The 18920-nt window shown below is 40.5% G+C and carries 21 protein-coding genes, 1 rRNA gene and 1 other annotated feature; all 22 genes read right to left on the bottom strand.

Features of this window, described 5'->3' with window-relative positions:
- Nucleotides 1-51: 51 nt before the first annotated feature.
- Nucleotides 52-747, bottom strand: coding sequence for a 50S ribosomal protein L1 (rplA, locus tag FPQ10_RS11260; RefSeq protein WP_144163604.1), 696 nt, complete (start codon nucleotides 745-747; stop codon nucleotides 52-54).
- Nucleotides 748-908: 161 nt separating this feature from the next.
- Complete coding sequence (gene rplK / locus FPQ10_RS11255; protein ID WP_144088732.1) at nucleotides 909-1334, bottom strand: 50S ribosomal protein L11; 426 nt, start codon at nucleotides 1332-1334, stop codon at nucleotides 909-911.
- A 133-nt stretch (nucleotides 1335-1467) separates the two neighbouring features.
- Nucleotides 1468-2001, bottom strand: a complete 534-nt coding sequence (nusG, locus tag FPQ10_RS11250; protein WP_144163603.1) for a transcription termination/antitermination protein NusG — start codon at nucleotides 1999-2001, stop codon at nucleotides 1468-1470.
- 236 nt (nucleotides 2002-2237) lie between these two features.
- Entirely contained in the window at nucleotides 2238-2405 is a 168-nt protein-coding gene (secE, locus tag FPQ10_RS11245; RefSeq protein ID WP_144163602.1) for a preprotein translocase subunit SecE, read from the bottom strand.
- A gap of 26 nt (nucleotides 2406-2431) precedes the next feature.
- Nucleotides 2432-2578, bottom strand: a complete 147-nt coding sequence (rpmG, locus tag FPQ10_RS11240; RefSeq protein WP_144163601.1) for a 50S ribosomal protein L33 — start codon at nucleotides 2576-2578, stop codon at nucleotides 2432-2434.
- Nucleotides 2579-2650: 72 nt separating this feature from the next.
- A complete protein-coding gene (gene sigH, locus FPQ10_RS11235) occupies nucleotides 2651-3343 on the bottom strand; it encodes an RNA polymerase sporulation sigma factor SigH (RefSeq protein ID WP_186278665.1) in 693 nt (230 codons plus the stop codon).
- A gap of 43 nt (nucleotides 3344-3386) precedes the next feature.
- The gene (locus tag FPQ10_RS11230; protein WP_144163600.1) at nucleotides 3387-3896 is read right to left on the bottom strand and encodes an NYN domain-containing protein; all 510 of its coding nucleotides are present in this window, start codon (nucleotides 3894-3896) and stop codon (nucleotides 3387-3389) included.
- 3 nt (nucleotides 3897-3899) lie between these two features.
- Nucleotides 3900-4640 (bottom strand): 23S rRNA (guanosine(2251)-2'-O)-methyltransferase RlmB, encoded by a 741-nt coding sequence (rlmB, locus tag FPQ10_RS11225; RefSeq protein WP_144163599.1) that lies wholly within the window; start codon nucleotides 4638-4640, stop codon nucleotides 3900-3902.
- Nucleotide 4641: 1 nt separating this feature from the next.
- Nucleotides 4642-5034 (bottom strand): Mini-ribonuclease 3, encoded by a 393-nt coding sequence (locus tag FPQ10_RS11220; RefSeq protein ID WP_144163598.1) that lies wholly within the window; start codon nucleotides 5032-5034, stop codon nucleotides 4642-4644.
- Between the two features lie 4 nt (nucleotides 5035-5038).
- Nucleotides 5039-6436 carry a cysteine--tRNA ligase gene (gene cysS, locus FPQ10_RS11215; protein ID WP_144163597.1) on the bottom strand — a complete coding sequence of 466 codons (1398 nt, stop codon included), beginning with the start codon at nucleotides 6434-6436 and terminating at the stop codon, nucleotides 5039-5041.
- The gene (gene cysE, locus FPQ10_RS11210) at nucleotides 6426-7094 is read right to left on the bottom strand and encodes a serine O-acetyltransferase (protein ID WP_144163596.1); all 669 of its coding nucleotides are present in this window, start codon (nucleotides 7092-7094) and stop codon (nucleotides 6426-6428) included. The genes cysS and cysE overlap by 11 nt, the downstream gene beginning before the upstream one ends.
- A 153-nt stretch (nucleotides 7095-7247) precedes the next feature.
- Nucleotides 7248-7462: a binding site (T-box leader), on the bottom strand.
- A gap of 40 nt (nucleotides 7463-7502) precedes the next feature.
- Nucleotides 7503-8978 (bottom strand): glutamate--tRNA ligase, encoded by a 1476-nt coding sequence (gene gltX / locus FPQ10_RS11205; protein ID WP_144163595.1) that lies wholly within the window; start codon nucleotides 8976-8978, stop codon nucleotides 7503-7505.
- Between the two features lie 33 nt (nucleotides 8979-9011).
- On the bottom strand, nucleotides 9012-9488 hold the full coding sequence (ispF, locus tag FPQ10_RS11200) for a 2-C-methyl-D-erythritol 2,4-cyclodiphosphate synthase (protein ID WP_144163594.1): 477 nt from the start codon (nucleotides 9486-9488) through the stop codon (nucleotides 9012-9014).
- On the bottom strand, nucleotides 9489-10193 hold the full coding sequence (gene ispD / locus FPQ10_RS11195; RefSeq protein ID WP_144163593.1) for a 2-C-methyl-D-erythritol 4-phosphate cytidylyltransferase: 705 nt from the start codon (nucleotides 10191-10193) through the stop codon (nucleotides 9489-9491). It lies immediately after the preceding gene.
- 183 nt (nucleotides 10194-10376) lie between these two features.
- Nucleotides 10377-11462, bottom strand: a complete 1086-nt coding sequence (locus FPQ10_RS11190) for a PIN/TRAM domain-containing protein (RefSeq protein ID WP_144163592.1) — start codon at nucleotides 11460-11462, stop codon at nucleotides 10377-10379.
- A gap of 148 nt (nucleotides 11463-11610) precedes the next feature.
- Nucleotides 11611-12981, bottom strand: a complete 1371-nt coding sequence (radA, locus tag FPQ10_RS11185; RefSeq protein WP_144163591.1) for a DNA repair protein RadA — start codon at nucleotides 12979-12981, stop codon at nucleotides 11611-11613.
- A gap of 110 nt (nucleotides 12982-13091) precedes the next feature.
- Nucleotides 13092-15551, bottom strand: a complete 2460-nt coding sequence (locus FPQ10_RS11180; RefSeq protein WP_144163590.1) for an ATP-dependent Clp protease ATP-binding subunit — start codon at nucleotides 15549-15551, stop codon at nucleotides 13092-13094.
- 18 nt (nucleotides 15552-15569) lie between these two features.
- Complete coding sequence (gene mcsB / locus FPQ10_RS11175) at nucleotides 15570-16640, bottom strand: protein-arginine kinase McsB (RefSeq protein ID WP_144163589.1); 1071 nt, start codon at nucleotides 16638-16640, stop codon at nucleotides 15570-15572.
- The gene (gene mcsA / locus FPQ10_RS11170) at nucleotides 16640-17179 is read right to left on the bottom strand and encodes a protein-arginine kinase activator protein McsA (RefSeq protein ID WP_144163588.1); all 540 of its coding nucleotides are present in this window, start codon (nucleotides 17177-17179) and stop codon (nucleotides 16640-16642) included. The genes mcsB and mcsA overlap by 1 nt, the downstream gene beginning before the upstream one ends.
- Nucleotides 17180-17181: 2 nt before the next feature.
- Nucleotides 17182-17658 carry a CtsR family transcriptional regulator gene (locus FPQ10_RS11165; RefSeq protein ID WP_144163587.1) on the bottom strand — a complete coding sequence of 159 codons (477 nt, stop codon included), beginning with the start codon at nucleotides 17656-17658 and terminating at the stop codon, nucleotides 17182-17184.
- Nucleotides 17659-17845: 187 nt separating this feature from the next.
- Nucleotides 17846-18544 carry an MgtC/SapB family protein gene (locus tag FPQ10_RS11160; protein ID WP_186278664.1) on the bottom strand — a complete coding sequence of 233 codons (699 nt, stop codon included), beginning with the start codon at nucleotides 18542-18544 and terminating at the stop codon, nucleotides 17846-17848.
- A 299-nt stretch (nucleotides 18545-18843) separates the two neighbouring features.
- Nucleotides 18844-18920, bottom strand: a 5S ribosomal RNA gene (gene rrf / locus FPQ10_RS13560); the annotation flags it as partial.

The raw sequence follows: 18920 nt of genomic DNA, 5'->3' as shown, positions 1-18920 counted from the left end.
TGACAAGACATAGTATATATGCCATTTATCAAAAAGTCAATGATTTCATGATTAATTGGTGAAACTTGATACATCTACGCGTACACCAGGTCCCATTGTTGATGAGATGGCAGCATTACGCATATATTTACCTTTTGAAGCTTGAGGTTTTGCTTTCACTAGCGTTTCAGTGATTGCAGCAAAGTTCTCTACCAACTGGTTGTCTTCGAAAGAAACTTTACCGATCGGAACGTGAATGTTACCGGCTTTATCAACACGGTACTCAACTTTACCCGCTTTAATTTCCTGAACGGCTTTTTCAACTTCAAAAGTGACAGTGCCTGTTTTCGGGTTAGGCATTAAACCTTTTGGTCCAAGCACACGTCCGAGCTTTCCGACTTCTGCCATCATATCCGGTGTCGCAACGATTACATCAAAGTCAAACCAACCTTCGTTGATTTTGCTGATGTATTCTTGGTCACCTACATAGTCAGCGCCTGCCGCTTCAGCCTCTTTTGCTTTGTCCCCTTTTGCGAAGACAAGTACACGTTGTGTTTTACCTGTACCGTGTGGCAATACCATTGCACCACGGATTTGTTGGTCAGCTTTCTTTGGGTCGACACCCAAACGGAAAGCAGCTTCAACTGTTTCATCGAACTTAGCTGTAGATGCTTTTTTCACAAGCTCAATAGCTTCTTTAGAATCATAGCTTTTTGAACGATCAACTAATTTAAGTGCTTCGCTATATTTTTTACCTTTTTTAGCCATTATATTTTCCTCCTCTTTGTGGTTTTAACGGTTAAACCTCCCACTTTCGAAAACTTACCAAAGTAAGTCTTCGGGTAAAGACAGTCGTCTCTACTGGACTTTTGTTAACCTGTAATAAAGGTTGCGAAAGTATTCATCCGCAACCTTTCATAGCATTGACATTAGTCTTCAATCGTAACACCCATGCTGCGGGCAGTACCTTCTACCATACGTACAGCAGCATCCACATCAGCAGCGTTTAAATCCTGCATTTTTGTTTCAGCAATTTCGCGTACTTGATCGCGTTTAACTGTTGCGACCTTATTACGGTTTGGTTCACCAGAACCGGATTCAATTCCTGCCGCTTTCTTAAGAAGCACAGCAGCCGGTGGAGTTTTTGTTATGAAAGTAAATGAACGATCTTCAAAAACAGAAATTTCAACCGGAATAATCATGCCAGCTTCATCTTGTGTTTGCGCGTTAAATTCCTTACAGAACCCCATGATATTGATACCAGCTTGACCCAATGCAGGACCGACTGGCGGTGCAGGGTTTGCTTTACCTGCTGGAATTTGAAGTTTAATAACGTTAACTACTTTTTTAGCCACGAGACACACCTCCTTAAAGTCCGTGATGTGGTAATTGGGGCTTGCCCCTCCCACTCATTTTTATCATTAGCCCATAAGGCCATGAGAAACATAAAAATCTTAGCATTTTTCGACTATGAATGCAAGAAGTTTGTTATATTTTTTCAATCTGATTAAAGTCTAATTCGACAGGTGTTTCTCTACCGAACATGTTGACATGCACTTTAACCTTCAGTTTATCTGTATCAATATTCTCGATTGTACCAGTGAAATTCGCGAATGGACCTTCTGTCACTCGCACTGTCTCTTTCAGTTCAAAATCAATTTCAGGCACTTGCTCTTTGACACCCATACGCTTTAAGATTCGCTCGGATTCTTCCGGCAATAATGGTGTCGGCTTTTGTCCAGCACCTGTTGAACCGACGAACCCTGTAACGCCAGGTGTATTTCTGACGACAAACCATGAATCATCCGTCATAATCATTTCTGTCAAAACGTACCCAGGAAACACCTTCTTTAAAGATGTCTTTCTTTTGCCATTTTTGACTTCTGTTTCTTCCTCTTCTGGAACGATCACTCGGAAAATCTTATCTTCCATGCCCATAGATTCGATTCGTTTTTCCAAATTTAATTTTACTTTGTTTTCATAGCCAGAATACGTATGAACCACATACCAATTTTTCTCCATAATGATAGGCTTTTCGCCTTTCCCTCCTATTCGTTAACCCGATCGATTGTCAATTATCGCAATCTATTGCCACATAAAAAATCAAAGAGATTCTAGAAGCTTCTAGCAGCCCGAACTCTCTTCTTGTTGTTTGAATGATACGTTATCATGTAAAAAAATGTATAATAAAAAACCCGGCAAGCGGGTTTTATTTCACTAACTATTATAGCACAACATTCTATCGTTAAACCATTGAATTAGAAGAGCTCTAAAATTTGAGATAAAACTAAATCAGTCACAGTGAAAAAGACACCAAAGAAAATAACAGTCACCAATACAATAATGGTATATCGGGTCAACTCATTTCCTTTAGGCCACGATACTTTCCGCATTTCTCGATTGACATCTTTCAAGAACTTGACCATTTACATCCCCCTTACCTTGCTGCACACTATTTCGTCTCTCGATGCAACGTATGACTCCCACACGTTTTACAAAACTTTTTTATTTCAATCCGCTCACTAGAACTAGTTTTTTTGTCCGTTGTATAATTACGCGACTGGCAAACCGAACATGCCAGTACAGCTTTTTTCCTCATAAATTAACCTCAATCCGATTTCATTCATACCCAATAAACTTACCACGTGGGTAAGGGCGTGTCAAATATTGTTTAGAGCGTGATCTCGCTCACTTGCAAGTAACGTTCTAACTTTCTTTTCACCCTCTGGAGAGCATTGTCGATCGATTTTACGTGACGGTTCAGTTTTAGGGAAATCTCTTGATAAGAACACCCATCTAGATAAAGATTGAGAACTTCCTGTTCCAGCTCACTTAATACTTCACGCATTTTGATTTCCATATCACCATTTTTTTCACGGTTGATCAGTAGCTTCTCCGGATCGCCTAATTCATCTTCCGCAATGATATCTATCAATGTACGGTCAGATTCTTCATCATAAATAGGTTTGTCTAACGAGACATAGGAGTTCAGTGGAATATGTTTTTGTCGGGTGGCCGTTTTGATTGCCGTAATAATCTGGCGTGTTACACAAAGCTCCGCAAACATCTTGAAAGATGAAAGCTTGTCCGGTCGGTAATCACGGATCGCTTTATATAAACCGATCATCCCTTCTTGAATGATGTCTTCCCGATCTGCGCCAATTAAAAAATATGTACGTGCTTTTCCGCGGACAAAACCTTTGTATTTCAGAATCAGTTGATTCAAGGCTTGCCCATCCCCCTGCTGAACTTGTTCTACGAGACGTTCATCTTCCGACTCCATCATGTCCTGTTTCATTTTCATTTCTGCCTTAGTGATCACGTTAGCTCCTCCTGAATGATAACAGATATAAGAATACAACATTATTATACAGGATTTGTGAATTTTCAGTCAACTATTGTTTGAATTATTTTCTTCCTCTCCTCATTTTTTCAAGTTTCGATCGAATGTCCTGGTCAAATGAAATTTTGTGCTTTGGTGCTGATTTTTGATTGTTTTTCAGATCGATTTGGATATCTTTTTTCATTCGTTGAATTTCTAAAAACAACTCTCGAGCAGACTTGCGCAGGGCTCCTTGTGAAAAAACAGTCCACTGTTCTTGAAAATCAGATGTTGCAACATATACTTTCGTTTTGACGTTCTTCACTTCTTTAATCAATTTTTCAATTGTTTCGTCAGCCGTTTCATTTTCTTTCGTGTAAACCAGTTGAATTTTTTTGAACGTTTCCCGACTTTCTGGCCCATGAACATTATAAGCGTCGAACACGACAATAATTCGATAATCCATATAAGCTTGGTATTCTGCCATTAACTCAACTAACTTCGACCGTGCTTCTTCCAAGCTCTTTTCTTTCAATTCTTTTAGCACAGGCCAATCACCAATCATGTTGTAACCGTCGACAATGAGAACAATCATGAATCAACCACCCAACGGATTCCGTTTTCGGTAGACTTCATACATGAGCAAACTTGCCGAAACAGATGCATTCAATGATGTCACATGACCAACCATCGGCAGACGAATGTGCCAATCGCATTTTTTGGCTGCCAACCGGCTAATTCCTTTTCCTTCACTGCCAATCACAAGACCTAGCGGCATGTCATATGCTCCTTGCCGATAGTCCTCGGAAGCTGAAGCGTCTGTTCCAATGATCCAAATATTCTCTTCTTTCAGCCGCTCAATCGTTTGAGCCATGTTTGTTACTCGTGCAACAGGGACGTATTCAATCGCTCCGGTAGAAGCTTTCGCAACGGTTTGCGTCAGTTGCACGGAGCGTCTCTTCGGAATGATGATCCCATGTACACCAATCGCATCAGCTGTCCGCATAATCGAACCTAAATTATGTGGATCTTCCAACTCATCCAGCAGGACAAAAAAGGGAGTCTCGTTTTTTTTCGCCGGAATATTGAGTAAATCTTCAAGTTCTAGATAATCATACGCAGCAACAGAAGCAGCGACCCCTTGATGATGATCACCCAATTGGTCAAGTTTATTTCTCGGTACTTTTTGTACATGAATGTTCGCTTTCTTCGCTGCCTGAATGAGTTCACCTTGGGCAGCGGGCTTCATAGACTCAAGAATTAATACTTTGTTAATCGCCCGTCCAGATTTCAACGTTTCTAATACAGCATTTCTTCCAACGATCCACTCTTCACTCACTTTACGATCTCCTTTCTTCAGCGTCCATAATCGCCATGGAAATCAATTGTTCCAGTCGATCTGTCTCCTGATTTAAATATAAATAGCCAAGTAACGCTTCAAAAGCGGTGCTAAGCCGATACGTCTGTACGTCTGTGCTTTTCGGTTTGTTCGACTTTGCATTTCTTCCTCTACGCACGATGGCTTCTTCTGTCTCCGTTAAAAACCCATCATCGAGCCAGCTTTTCACCGTAGATGCTTGTGCTGTTGCTGCAACAAATGAAATGGCGGATTGGTGAAGCTTTTGTGGCTTCACCTCTCCTTTTTCAATTAAATAAGCTCGGATGTAAACTTCATAGATGGCATCGCCCATGTAGGCAAGTGCCAAGCTTTTCATTTGAAATGGTTCAGTCATACATTCACTTCCGCTTCCATCGAGTGCCTTGTGGCGTATCCTCTAATATAATGCCTTTTTCATCCAAAAGATCGCGAATCTCATCTGCGCGACTGAAGTTCCGGTCTTTTCTTGCTTGAACACGTTCTTCGATCAATTGTTCAATCTCCTCGTCAAGCAGCTCTTCTGTTTCCAATTTCAACCCGAGTACTCCCGTAATTTCTTCAAACAACTCTATAAAGACATCAATGACTGTTGTATCTGTCTGTTTATTCTCCAAATAACGATTTGCGTCTTTCGCCAATTCAAAAAGAACCGAAATGGCATTGGCTGTATTGAAGTCATCATTCATCTCTTGAATGAACTTTGACCGGTGTGCATCAATAGAATCCATCCACTGCGCTTGATTATCCGTTAAGTCCACGCTCGTTTCTTTTCTATACAACAGATTTTGATAAGCTGTTTGGATGCGATCAAAGCTATTTTGTGTATTTTCGATCACGGCTTGGCTGAAATTAATTGGATTTCGGTAATGGACACTTAGCATGAAAAATCGGATAATGTTCGGATCGAACTGTTCAACGATGTCTTTCACTAAAATGAAATTACCTAGCGATTTGGACATTTTTTCATTTTCAATTTGAATATAACCGTTGTGAATCCAATAGTTTGCGAACGTTTTGTCATTGTTCGCTTCAGACTGGGCGATTTCATTTTCATGGTGTGGGAAAGTAAGGTCTTGACCACCCGCATGGATATCGATCGTTTCACCTAAATATTTTTTCGCCATAGCTGAACATTCGATATGCCACCCTGGTCTTCCTTCTCCCCAAGGGCTTTCCCAAGAAATTTCTCCACCCTTTGCGTTTTTCCATAAAGCAAAATCAAGAGGATCGTCTTTTTTCTCTCCAACTTGTATTCTCGCTCCTGAACGAAGTTCGTCTATGGATTGATGAGATAGCTTTCCGTAATTTTCAAATTTTCTCGTACGATAATAGACGTCTCCATCCACTTCATAAGCATAGTCTTTTTCAATCAACCCTTCGATGAAAGCGATGATGTCTTCCATGGATTCTGTAACCCGCGGATGATGAACAGCTTCTTGCACATGAAGCTTGGAAACATCCTCTTTATAGGCTTTAATAAAACGCTCAGCAATGTCTGGAACTTCCTCGCCTAATTCATTAGCCGCCTTGATTAATTTATCGTCGACATCCGTAAAGTTTAATACGTACTCTACATCATAGCCGACATACTCCAAGAAACGGCGAACTGTATCAAAGACGATAGCTGGACGCGCATTCCCGATATGAATATAGTTATAAACAGTCGGCCCACACACATACATTTTTACTTTACCTTCTTCAATCGGTTTAAATTCCTCTTTTTGTCTCGTTAATGAATTGTATAATTTAATCGTCATGCACAGACACTCCTTTCAGCTTCGCCAATTCTTTCTCCAATTCCTTGATTCTTCCTTCCAAACGGTTGCAATGTTCTTGCACCGGGTCCGGCATTTTATGATGATCTAAATTCTTTTTCACTTTCACACCATTCTGGACAACGACGCGTCCAGGTATGCCGACGACGGTTGAATGCTTTGGCACATCTTTCAATACAACGGACCCTGCACCAATTTTTGAATGCTCTTCAATCGTAATGGAGCCTAACACTTTCGCTCCTGTTGCAACAAGCACATTATCCTTAAGTGTCGGGTGTCTTTTTCCTTTCTCTTTACCTGTTCCACCAAGTGTTACTCCTTGATATATCGTTACATTATCACCAATTTCACACGTTTCACCGATGACGACCGCCATTCCATGGTCGATGAAAAAGCGACGTCCAATTTTGGCTCCTGGATGAATTTCAATTCCCGTGAAAAAACGACTGATTTGTGAAATAACACGGGCTATAAATTTCATATTCCGTTTATGAAAGCCATGTGCAAATCGGTGTGCCCAAACGGCATGCACGCCAGAATACGTCAACACAACTTCGAATGTATTTCTTGCCGCTGGGTCCTGGTCAAAGACTACTTTTACATCATCTTTCAACAGACTAAAAAACTTTCCCACATCCATCCTCCTCCCTTGAATGCTTCAATCTTCCTCAACACGAATGATGCTTTACTGGTAGATGGCAGTTTTCTTGGTCAATTGTGGTTTTCGAAAGTGTATATTCGGTTGTTCTCCGAAAACCACTGAATACAAAAAGCCTCTGTCTATCACTCAATAGACAGAGGCGTATATTTACGCGGTTCCACTCTGCTTAAAGGCATCGAACACCTTTCGCTTAAACGGATAACGATCGCTACTCGCCTTTTTCTTACTGTATTTCAGAAAAGGAACTCCGAGGGGCATTTCACCGATTGTCCGGAAAGCTGCTCTCACCTATACAGCTCTCTCTGTGATCCTTTCAATCGGCTACTTTTCCTCATCCACGTTTTTATTCATTGATATATTGTTATTATATACAAAAAACCATTGTTGTTACGAATTATTTAACTCATCAATTAACTTCCCTAATCGATGGATGACCGTTTCTTTTCCAAGTAAGTGGATCGCCTGTGGCAATTCTGGTCCGTGTGTTTCGGCTGTTGTTGCGACCCGTATTGGCATGAACAACTTCTTGCCTTTGTTACCTGTATCTTTTTGCGTTGCTTTGATGGCGGCTTTAATATCATCCGCTTCGAAAGTTTCTAACCCGTCCAGCTGTGTTTTAAAGTTCGCAAGCATTTCAGGAACATGTTCTTGGCTGAGAACATCCATCGCTTCTTCTGTATATTCTGCTTCTTTCTTGAAAAATAACTCTGTCAACTCGACAATTTCAGCACCGTAACTAAGCTGTTCCTTGTATAAGCCAATCAATTCATTGACCCACTTTTCAGTTTCCTCATCTGCATTTTCTTCAATTTTTCCGGCTTTTAACAAATGTGGTTTAGCTAACTGAATGACTCGGTCTAATGAACTTGATTTAATATATTGGTTATTCATCCACTTTAATTTATGGCTATCAAAAACAGCTGGAGATGTTGATAGTCGTTCAGGGTCGAACATTTCAATGAACTCTTCGCGTGTGAAGATTTCTTCCTCTCCTACTGGAGACCAACCAAGCAATGTGATGAAATTAAACAAAGCTTCAGGCAAATAACCTAACTCTTCGTATTGCTCAATGAATTGAATAATGCTTTCATCTCGCTTGCTAAGTTTCTTTCTTTCTTCGTTGACGATCAATGTCATATGCGCATAGGTCGGAATCTCCCAATCAAATGCACGGTAGACCATCATCTGTTTTGGCGTATTGGAAATATGGTCTTCACCACGAAGGACATGCGTAATTTTCATCAAATGGTCATCAACCGCAACTGCAAAATTATACGTTGGTGTGCCATCTTTTTTCAAAATGACCCAGTCACCAAAATCAGCTGACTCAAACGTAATTTTTCCTTTTACAATATCGAAAAAAGTATAAGTTTCTTGACTTGGAACACGCAAACGAATACTAGGCTCGCGGCCCTCTTGTTCAAACTTCTCTTGTTCTTCACGTGTAAGATTACGATGCGCACCAGAGTACATTGGTACCTGGCCCTTCGCCCGCTGTTCTTCTCTTTCTTGTTCTAATTCGTCTTCAGTCATATAGCATTTATAAGCCAGACCGCGTTCCAATAGCTCATCTACGTATTTTCGGTAAATATCCAGACGTTCCATTTGGCGGTATGGACCATATTCACCTTCTCGGTCGATACTTTCATCCCAATCGATTCCTAGCCATTTCAAGTAATTGAGTTGACTTAGCTCTCCGCCTTCGACATTTCTCTTCTGGTCGGTATCTTCAATACGGATGATGAATTTTCCGCCAGTATGTCTTGCGTATAAATAGTTAAATAAAGCTGTTCGAGCATTTCCGATATGCAAATGACCTGTTGGACTTGGTGCATAGCGTACACGTACTTCTTGTGCTGACATGATGATACTCCCTCCATCAATAAATTCTACTGTTTATTTTTGTTGCAAAAGAATCACGGCTTGCGCGGCGATCCCTTCTTTTCTACCAATAAAACTTAACTGTTCAGTTGTCGTCGCTTTCACATTCACTTGATTCGTTTCCGCTTGCAGCAATTCAGCTACCACTTGACGGATTTTCTCTATATAAGGAGCCATTTTCGGCGCTTGAGCAATAACGGTACAATCAATATTGACTAAAGTGAACCCTTTTTGTTCCACAAGCGTCCAGACATGACGAAGCAATTCCTTTGAATCCGCATCTTTATATGCCGGATCTGTATCAGGAAAGTGTTTCCCGATATCTCCCTCTCCGATTGCTCCCAGTGCAGCATCTGCTATTGTGTGTAATAAAACATCAGCATCTGAGTGTCCAGTCAACCCTTGCTCGTGCGGGATTTCAACTCCACCGATAATACAGGGACGACCAGGTGCAAACTGATGTACATCAAATCCTTGTCCAATCCGAAACAATTATAGCTCCTCCTCTTGTATAGATTGCCTATTTATTTGTAGCATATTTTCAGCTCTTTGTATATCTTCCGGTGTTGTGAGTTTCATATTCCGGTAACTCCCTTTCACCAATTCAATCGGTTGTTCCATCAGTTCAAGCAATTGCACATCATCTGTCGCCTGTATACCTTGGTTATACGCCCATTCATGTGCACGGTGAATTAAATCGTACCGAAAAGCTTGAGGCGTTTGGGCGGCAAATAGTTCGCTTCGCTTCAACGTTTTTACACGGTCCCCATCAAATTGCTTGATCGTATCCGTAACAGGAACAGCCAAAAAGGCAGCGCCTGTATTTTGTGTTGCTTTATGTAATCGATGAAGCTCATCCTGAGTCACGAACGGTCTTGCACCGTCGTGAATCATTGTGATTTTGGATGGATCAACCGCTTCCAACCCTAAACGCACGCTGTCTTGGCGCTCTTTTCCACCCGTTACGCACTTCTTTACTTTTGAAAATTGTTTTTCCGCTACAACGGATTCAATCATTTCCCGATCCATTTCTTGAATCACCAAATAAATCGAATCACACCAATCGTCTTGTTCGAAAACAGCGATTGTATGTGCGAGCAATGGCTCTGAACCAATGGTAATAAATTGCTTGTTGATGTTTGCCTTCATCCTCTTCCCTTGACCAGCTGCCAATATAATGACTTGATATGATTCCATAAGATCCTCCTGCATTCTGGTTGAATTCATACTGTAAGTGAACCCCTATTCGAGTTTGTGCATATGCTTTAGCCGATTGGCAGTTAATTGACCGAAATCGTTGGTGTTTCTTTTCTAACAAAAGGTTGGCTTTCATCGCTTCGTATAGAAGCTTAGAGCCAACCTTTTCGAACATTGTTTTTATTATTGGGCTTGCTCAAAAGCTTTCGGTTTGGCAAAGATCATTCTGCCTGCAGAAGTTTGCAAGACGCTGGTAACAATCACTTTGATTGTTTTCCCGATAAAATTCTTGCCTTCTTCAATGACAATCATCGTCCCATCATCCAAGTAGGCAACACCTTGCTCTTCTTCTTTTCCTGCCTTAATGACATGTACTTGCATTTTTTCACCAGGTAACACGATTGGTTTCACTGCATTTGCAAGATCATTGATATTCAACACACTCACATTTTGAAACTCAGAAACCTTATTTAAATTATAATCATTCGTCACTAAAATACCATCCAAAAGTTTTGTCAGTTTCACAAGCTTGCTATCTACTTCTTGGATATCATCAAAGTCACCTTCATAAAATTGCACATCAACCGGCAGTTCTTTTTGAAGCCGGTTTAAAATATCCAACCCTCTACGGCCACGATTACGCTTTAACAAATCAGATGAATCTGCGATATGTTGTAACTCTTCCAAGACAAAACGCGGAATCATGATTGTTCCTTCCAAGAATTTCGTCTCACAAATATCAGCGATTCTACCATCAATAATTACACTCGTATCAAGAATTTTCGGTTTGACTTGTTGATCATTCACTTTTTCCTCGGTAGCCTTCTCTTTCTCTTCCGGCTCTTTTTTAGATAATAGACCTGCAAATTCATTTCGACGCTTAAACCCAACCTGAAAACCTAAATACGCCAAAATGATAGACAAGAAAACGGGTAGTACACCGGAAATCACAGGAATGCCCAAACCTTGGACAAACGTGTTGATCAAGAATGCGATGAGCAATCCAACGACGAGTCCGATACTACCGAACAATAAGTCGGCAACTGGAACTTTGACTAATTTTTCCTCGATAAAAACTAAAAAACCAACGATATAATCAGCAATAAATAGACTAATAAAAAAGAATATGAGTGCACCTAAAAACAAACCAAAATACGGAACAAGCCAGCTCGGCATATAATTAGCGACCTGGTTGATATCAGGAATATATAAATAGCCAATCATTCCACCGGCAACCAATACAAATAATTGGACAACCTTTTTTAACATCTTGACACCTCCTCTTTACATCATTTAAAAGTATTTTTGGGTGGTTAAAATTATACCACCCGGTTATTTCATAGTCAAAAGATACAAAACAGAACATTGTATCATCGTTAAAGTTATATGTCAATTTGATTACAACAAGTTAACAATTTTATTCCAGAGCTACCCGTAAAGCATCATGAACAGAATCTACACCATGTAATTTAATTCCATCCGGTGTTGAAATTCCACTTAAATTTCGGTTAGGTAAAATCACCCGTTTGAAGCCTAATTTTTGTGCTTCCTTGATCCGCTGCTCAATCCGTGACACTCGTCTGATTTCACCTGTAAGCCCTACTTCTCCGATAAATACATCATCTTTTTGTGTCGGCTGGTCTCTGAAGCTTGATGCAATGCACACAGCCACAGCCAAATCGATGGCCGGTTCATCTAATTTCACACCGCCCGCAACTTTCACGTAAGCATCTTGGTTTTGTAGAAGAAGGCCAGCTCGCTTTTCTAAGACGGCCATCAATAGAGGCACACGGTTATGATCTAAACCGGTCGCCATTCTTCTAGCATTCCCAAATTGTGTCGGAGAAATAAGTGCCTGGATCTCCACCAACATCGGCCTTGTCCCTTCCATCGAGGCAACAATCGTCGACCCGGCAATTCCTTGTGAGCGTTCTTCTAAGAAAATTTCCGATGGATTACTGACTTCGACCAACCCTTCTTCTTTCATTTCAAAAATACCCATTTCATGCGTACTGCCAAAGCGGTTTTTGACACTGCGCAAAATACGGAAAGCATGATGGCGCTCACCTTCAAAGTAAAGAACCGTATCAACCATGTGTTCAAGAAGACGCGGACCAGCAATTGCACCTTCTTTCGTCACGTGACCAACAATGAAAATTGGGATGCCTTTCGTTTTGGCTACTTTCATTAAGGCTGAAGTACATTCACGAACTTGAGAAACCGACCCGGCTGCAGATGTAACAGTATCCAAGTAAATCGTCTGAATCGAATCGATCACGACAAAATCAGGATTCATTTCATTAATGGAGTCGATCACATATTCCAAGTTTGTTTCTGAAAGGATATATAGAGAATCATTATTGATATTTAACCGACTTGCACGAAGCTTTGTTTGCTTCTCCGATTCCTCACCCGAAATATAGAGAGCTGCATGTTTTGCGGCTGCTAACTGGGACGATAACTGCAATAATAACGTGGACTTACCTATACCGGGATCGCCTCCAATCAAAACAAGTGATCCTGGTACGACCCCTCCACCGAGAACTCGGTTCATTTCCTCCATATCAATACGTATCCGCTTTTCATCCTGCATAGACACTTGATTAATTGTCGTCGGTTTTCTTCTCGTCCGACTTTCTTGTTGTCCAAGAGTATGTCGATCTTTCGTCGTCTGTATTTTCTCTTCTACAAAGCTATTCCACTGATGACATGCGGGACATTTTCCCATCCATTTCGGGGATTCATACCCACATTCTTGACACATGAAAACTGATTTCTTCTTTGCCATTCTCAGGCTCCTTTTCTATCGATCTTTCAAGCTGATTGCATACCTCTATTGTACAAGAAAAAAACAGCCAGCGGGTATTTTTCCTGCTGGCTGTTTGAATAATTTAGCAACTATTTTACATCTTCAAAAGCTTTTTTTGCAGATACATAGAAGTCACCATTGTCATCTACATCAATCTCTACAGACTGACCTTTTTCCAAGTCACCTTTCAACAACTCTTCGGAAAGGAAGTCCTCGACGTTTTTCTGAAGGGAGCGACGGAGTGGGCGAGCTCCATACTCTAGGTCCATTCCTTCATCGGCGATCTTATTAATCGCTTTATCAGAAAGTGTAAAATGAATTTCATTCTCCTCCAAGCGATCTTGAAGCTGTTTCACCATCAATTTCACGATTTGACGGATATGCTTTTCTTCAAGTGAATGGAAGACGATTGTATCATCTACACGGTTTAAGAATTCTGGACGGAAGGCCTTTTTGAGTTCCTCCATCACTTTATCCTTCATACTCTTATAATCTCTTTGGTCGTCACTCATACTGAAGCCAACGTATTTTTCCCGGCGCAATTCGTGTGCACCGACGTTGGATGTCATGATTAAAATCGTATTTCTGAAATCAACTGTTCTACCTTTTGAATCGGTTAGGCGACCGTCTTCAAGGACTTGCAGTAAAATATTGAACACTTCTGGGTGTGCTTTTTCGATTTCATCCAAAAGAATGACGGAGTATGGCTTTTGACGGACTTTTTCAGTTAATTGACCGCCTTCATCATAACCTACATATCCTGGAGGTGAACCGACAAGTCGGGATGTCGCGTGTTTTTCCATATACTCGGACATATCGATTCGGATCATCGCATCCTCATCTCCGAACATCGTTGAAGCTAGCGCACGTGCAAGCTCTGTCTTACCGACACCTGTAGGTCCTAGGAAAATGAATGAGCCTATTGGGCGTTTTGGATCTTTTAATCCAGCACGAGCTCTTCGAATCGCTCTGGAAATGGATTGTACCGCTTCTTCTTGGCCAATGACCCGATCATGAAGGTTTTCTTCCAAGTTCAATAGGCGCTCTTTTTCGTCTTTTTCCATACGAGAAACCGGTACACCCGTCCATGTAGAGACGACATGCGCGATATCTTCCAAAGTCACTTCAGAGCTTTCTTGCCCTTGTTTTTCTTTCCACTCATTCTTCGTTTTCTCGACTTCATCTTTTAGTTTTTGTTCTTTATCGCGTAAAGACGCTGCTGTTTCGAATTCTTGGCTTTGGACGGCCGCATCTTTTTCTTTCTTCACCTCATCGAGCTTCTCTTCCAACTCTTTTAGGTTTGGAGGCATTGTATAGTTACGAAGTCTGACGCGAGAAGCCGCTTCGTCTATTAGATCAATAGCCTTATCCGGTAAAAACCGATCCGTAATATACCGATCTGAGAAGCGTACGGCACTTTCAATCGCATCGTCTGAAATGGTCACACGGTGGTGTGCTTCATAGCGATCACGAAGACCTTGTAAAATTTTCGTGGATTCTTCTGTCGTTGGCTCGGATACTTGGATTGGCTGGAAACGACGCTCCAATGCAGCATCTTTCTCAATATACTTACGGTATTCATCCAATGTCGTTGCACCGATACATTGCAATTCACCACGAGCTAGCGCTGGTTTCAGAATATTGGATGCATCAATCGCACCTTCTGCTCCGCCAGCACCAATTAATGTGTGCAATTCATCGATGAACAAAATAATGTTTTTAGCCTGTCGGATTTCTTCAATTACTTTTTTCAGACGGTCTTCAAATTCACCGCGATATTTCGTTCCTGCAACAACGGTTCCCATGTCCAACGTCATTACTCGTTTGTCGCGGAGGATCTCAGGGATTTCATTATTAACGATTTGCTGAGCTAGCCCTTCTGCAATCGCCGTCTTACCGACTCCCGGCTCACCAATCAAGACAGGGTTGTTTTTGCGGCGGCGGCTAAGCACCTGAATGACCCGTTCAATTTCCTCACTTCGTCCAATAACTGGATCCACATTTCCATCACGGGCAGTAGCTGTCAAATCAGACGCTAAAGAGTCAAGTGTAGGTGTTTGTGCATTCGAATTTTGTTTTTGTTTCCGCTGATGTGGATGCCCTGATGTTGAATCATTGCTTCCTAGCAATTGTAGGACTTGTTGGCGGGCTTTATTTAAGCTGACACCTAGGTTGTTGAATACGCGCGCCGCTACACCTTCACCTTCGCGGATTAATCCTAACAGGATGTGTTCTGTGCCTACATAGGAATGATTCAATTTTCTCGCTTCATCCATAGAAAGCTCGATGACTTTCTTCGCACGTGGCGTATAATGGATCGTTTGATTCGTTGACTCTCCTTTTCCAATCAACTGTTCAACTTCTTGTTGTATTTTTTCACTGTCGATATCCAGCGACTTCAAAGCTTTGGCAGCAATGCCCTCGCCCTCTTTAATCAATCCTAATAAAATATGTTCTGTACCGATGTTGTTGTGGCCTAATCTTAAGGCTTCTTCTTGTGAAAGTGCCAATACTTTTTGAGCTCTTTCTGTAAATCTACCAAACATCATATATAAATGACCTCCTTTTTAATCCTCTTGTTCCATCGTTAATCGTTCTCGAATCAATTTAGCTCGAAATACATCCCGTTCTCTTGGCGAAAGTCCTTTCTTGGCGTAATGCTGCAAGAAACCGGGTTGGGTTAACACCATTAATTCATTCAGAATAGTTTTGGAAACTCCTTTAATCCATCCTAAATCAATTGCTAAACGAATATCTGACAAACATTTTGATGCTTCTTTCGAGTGAATGATCCGGCTATTAGATAAAATCCCATAGGAACGATACAGTTTATCTTCTAACTGTATACCCGATTGCTGGACAATCCATTCTCTGGATCTACGTTCACTATCAATTAATTCTCTTACGACACTGGTTAAATCTTGAATGATTTCTTCCTCAGACTTCCCTAGAGTCACTTGGTTGGATACTTGGTAAAGATTCCCTAACGCTTCGCTACCTTCACCATATATCCCGCGTACAACTAACCCTAGCTTATTAATCTCAGGAACAATCTGATTCATCTGATTTGTCATTGTCAGTGCTGGAAGATGCATCATAACGGATGCCCTTAATCCTGTACCGACGTTTGTCGGACAACTTGTTAAATATCCTTTCTCTTCATCAAAAGCATAACCAATTTTGCCCTCGATCCAATCATCGATTTCAAAAGCGGTATCTACGGCTGTTTTCAATTGCAGTCCTGGATAATAGATTTGCAACCGTAAGTGATCTTCTTCATTGACCATAATTGAGACTTGTTCATTTTTTGAAATCAATACAGCGCCGCTGCCTTCGTTCTCAGCTAAGTTTGGGCTAATTAAATGTTTTTCAATCAAGACCCTTTTTTCAATCGGCTCAAGATCTGACATCTTGGCAAGTTGAAAATCCTTAAACCCATTGAATGATTGGCCACTAAATTCCTGTTCCATGTATTCCAAGACTTTTGTTAAAGGTTCTTCTTGGCCACTCGTAGGAAAAGGAACTTTATCCAAATTTCTTGCCAAGCGTATTCGACTGCTTAAGACGATATCGTTATCCTCTCCACCGTCATTCAACCAAGGGCTGATGGCATCATCAATAAAGTCTTGTAATGACATTATGCTTCACCACCTTTTCGTTCCTCTTCTAGCTCCTGTTTCAATTGATGTATTTGATCTCGTATTGTTGCTGCTTCTTCAAATGCTTCAGCTTGAATTGCTTCTTGAAGTTTTGTTTGCAAACTCTCAACCTCGCGTTGTTTGTGTAAATTCCCGCCAATTCTTTTTGGGATCTTTCCAACGTGTTCAGTATTCCCACTATGAACTCGCTTCAGAAGGGGTGTCAAGTAGGAAGAAAACGATTCGTAACAATGGCTACAACCGAATTTTCCTTTTCTACGAAATTCTCCATATGTCATTCCACAATAGTCACACTGCGTTGTCGTTTCCGGCTTGATACTCTGACTTTTATTGAATGCCGAGTCAAGCGGAACCATACTTGTCAGGAATTGATGCATGGAAAGATGTTGGTTGGAAAAGTCCATATAACCCTCTTTTTCAGCACATTCTTCACATAAATGGACCTCATCTTTCTTCCCATTAATAACTTGTGTATAATGCACACTGGCGTCGTTTTTATGACATCTTTGACATTCCATATTTATCCCTCCTGTCGATCATGAACTTTCAACGTCATAATTAACTCTCGAAAAACTTTAGAACGAATGATATCTCGATTGGGCAATGGGATGGATAGGACATCCCGATGTAAAATTTTATTCATTAGATGTGACTCTCTTTCGGTTAATAAACGTTCCTCATATAACCGATTTAATAAGTCCATGCTTGCCTGCTGTGACATTGGGTTGTTGGTGATTGAGAGCATTTCATCAAGTAAAGCTTGCTTTGATTTAGGCTTTAATCGAATGATACGAATATAGCCTCCGCCCCCACGCTTACTCTCAACAATATATCCTTTTTCAACCGTAAAACGTGTCTTGATGACATAATTGATTTGCGAAGGAACACACTCAAAGCGATCTGCTATCTCACTTCTTTTTATTTCAACGATATCCTCACCACTCATCTGAAGCACTCTCTTTAAATATGCTTCAATGACATCAGATATGTTCTTCAACGTGCGATCCCTCCTTTACCCTATAATTCCCTTTAAGTTACTTAAATAAAAGTCATTTACATTAACTTTGACTTTGACTATCTTTGACTATAATTTTATTATACTTATTTTTATGATCGATGCAAAACGTTTTGCTCCATTTTTATAAAAAAAGATGATTCATTTTCGAATCATCTTCTAGTTGTTATTATTTTGGCTTGTGAACATACGTTACATACTGTATGCGACTAACTTCATCAAGTAATTCATGTCGGTTAAACAATTGGTCCTTCTCAAGTTCAATATATATATTTCGCTGATCGACACTCTCCGTCTCAATTTCAATTCGTTTGATATATAGGTCATACGTTTCAAACACATCCAAGATGTCTCCGATATTTGCTCTATTATCAATCCTGAGTTGAATGAGATATTTTCCTTTGTCTTTTGAAAACAACTTCTCGAATGAATTCAAAAAAACCAAGCTAAGTAAAACAACGATCGTCGTTAAAATAGCTAATGGATACAAACCTGCACCAACGACTAATCCAATCCCAGCTACGGTCCAAATGGATGCTGCAGTCGTTAATCCGCGAATCGTCATGCCATGAACCATAATCGTACCTGCACCCAAGAAGCCAATTCCACTGATGACATAAGAAGGAATTCTGGCAGGATCAAAGCGAATATTATCATATTGAGTAATGTATTGATCGAAACCGTACAATGACAAAAGCATCATCATACAAGCGCCTACCCCAACTAATATATGTGTACGAAAGCCAGCTTGGTGTTTTTTCAATTCTCTTTCAAAACCAATCAAACCACAAAGTACGGTAGCTAATAAAATGCGCAACAGCATCTCTGAGAAGTTTTCCCCAAAAAGTTGATTCATCGATTCAATCATTTCTTCTCCCCTCACTTATTTAAACTATAGATCCTGGTAAATCTTTGTGTTTTTATTCATTACTATGAAAGCAACGTACTCAATCAAAACGCAAACGATCTAAAGAATGACTAAACCAAATATTTCTCTATACCCTATTTCTATTTATTAAACATCGATAAGAAAACAATTAAATTGGCTTTTTTAACAATGGATATTATAGATGAAGGTAAAATTATGGTTATGCAAAGAAGAAGAAAAATATCATATGCTTTTTGATGTGCAAAAAAAGCCAAGAAGAAATCTTCTTGGCTTTGACCGCCCGGCAACGTCCTACTCTTGCAGGGGAAAAACCCCAACTACCATCGGCGCTAGAGAGCTTAACTTCTGTGTTCGG

Origin of the sequence: Allobacillus sp. SKP2-8 (assembly GCF_007559355.1) — a bacterium.
In the GTDB taxonomy this organism is placed as follows: domain Bacteria; phylum Bacillota; class Bacilli; order Bacillales; family Alkalibacillaceae; genus Allobacillus; species Allobacillus halotolerans.
Note: the sequence above shows the minus strand (reverse complement) of the source record. Positions and strands in the feature narration are given on the sequence as shown.

Bases quoted from the DNA above. Each gene is read 5' to 3' on its own strand.
- rplA (WP_144163604.1), bottom strand. From the start codon at position 747: ATGGCTAAAAAAGGTAAAAAATATAGCGAAGCACTTAAATTAGTTGAT.
- nusG (WP_144163603.1), bottom strand. From the start codon at position 2,001: ATGGAGAAAAATTGGTATGTGGTTCATACGTATTCTGGCTATGAAAAC.
- secE (WP_144163602.1), bottom strand. From the start codon at position 2,405: ATGGTCAAGTTCTTGAAAGATGTCAATCGAGAAATGCGGAAAGTATCG.
- rpmG (WP_144163601.1), bottom strand. From the start codon at position 2,578: ATGAGGAAAAAAGCTGTACTGGCATGTTCGGTTTGCCAGTCGCGTAAT.
- sigH (WP_186278665.1), bottom strand. From the start codon at position 3,343: ATGTTGTATTCTTATATCTGTTATCATTCAGGAGGAGCTAACGTGATC.
- FPQ10_RS11230 (WP_144163600.1), bottom strand. From the start codon at position 3,896: ATGATTGTTCTCATTGTCGACGGTTACAACATGATTGGTGATTGGCCT.
- FPQ10_RS11220 (WP_144163598.1), bottom strand. From the start codon at position 5,034: ATGACTGAACCATTTCAAATGAAAAGCTTGGCACTTGCCTACATGGGC.
- cysS (WP_144163597.1), bottom strand. From the start codon at position 6,436: ATGACGATTAAATTATACAATTCATTAACGAGACAAAAAGAGGAATTT.
- cysE (WP_144163596.1), bottom strand. From the start codon at position 7,094: ATGGATGTGGGAAAGTTTTTTAGTCTGTTGAAAGATGATGTAAAAGTA.
- gltX (WP_144163595.1), bottom strand. From the start codon at position 8,978: ATGTCAGCACAAGAAGTACGTGTACGCTATGCACCAAGTCCAACAGGT.
- ispD (WP_144163593.1), bottom strand. From the start codon at position 10,193: ATGGAATCATATCAAGTCATTATATTGGCAGCTGGTCAAGGGAAGAGG.
- FPQ10_RS11190 (WP_144163592.1), bottom strand. From the start codon at position 11,462: ATGTTAAAAAAGGTTGTCCAATTATTTGTATTGGTTGCCGGTGGAATG.
- radA (WP_144163591.1), bottom strand. From the start codon at position 12,981: ATGGCAAAGAAGAAATCAGTTTTCATGTGTCAAGAATGTGGGTATGAA.
- FPQ10_RS11180 (WP_144163590.1), bottom strand. From the start codon at position 15,551: ATGATGTTTGGTAGATTTACAGAAAGAGCTCAAAAAGTATTGGCACTT.
- mcsB (WP_144163589.1), bottom strand. From the start codon at position 16,640: ATGTCATTACAAGACTTTATTGATGATGCCATCAGCCCTTGGTTGAAT.
- mcsA (WP_144163588.1), bottom strand. From the start codon at position 17,179: ATGGAATGTCAAAGATGTCATAAAAACGACGCCAGTGTGCATTATACA.
- FPQ10_RS11160 (WP_186278664.1), bottom strand. From the start codon at position 18,544: ATGATTGAATCGATGAATCAACTTTTTGGGGAAAACTTCTCAGAGATG.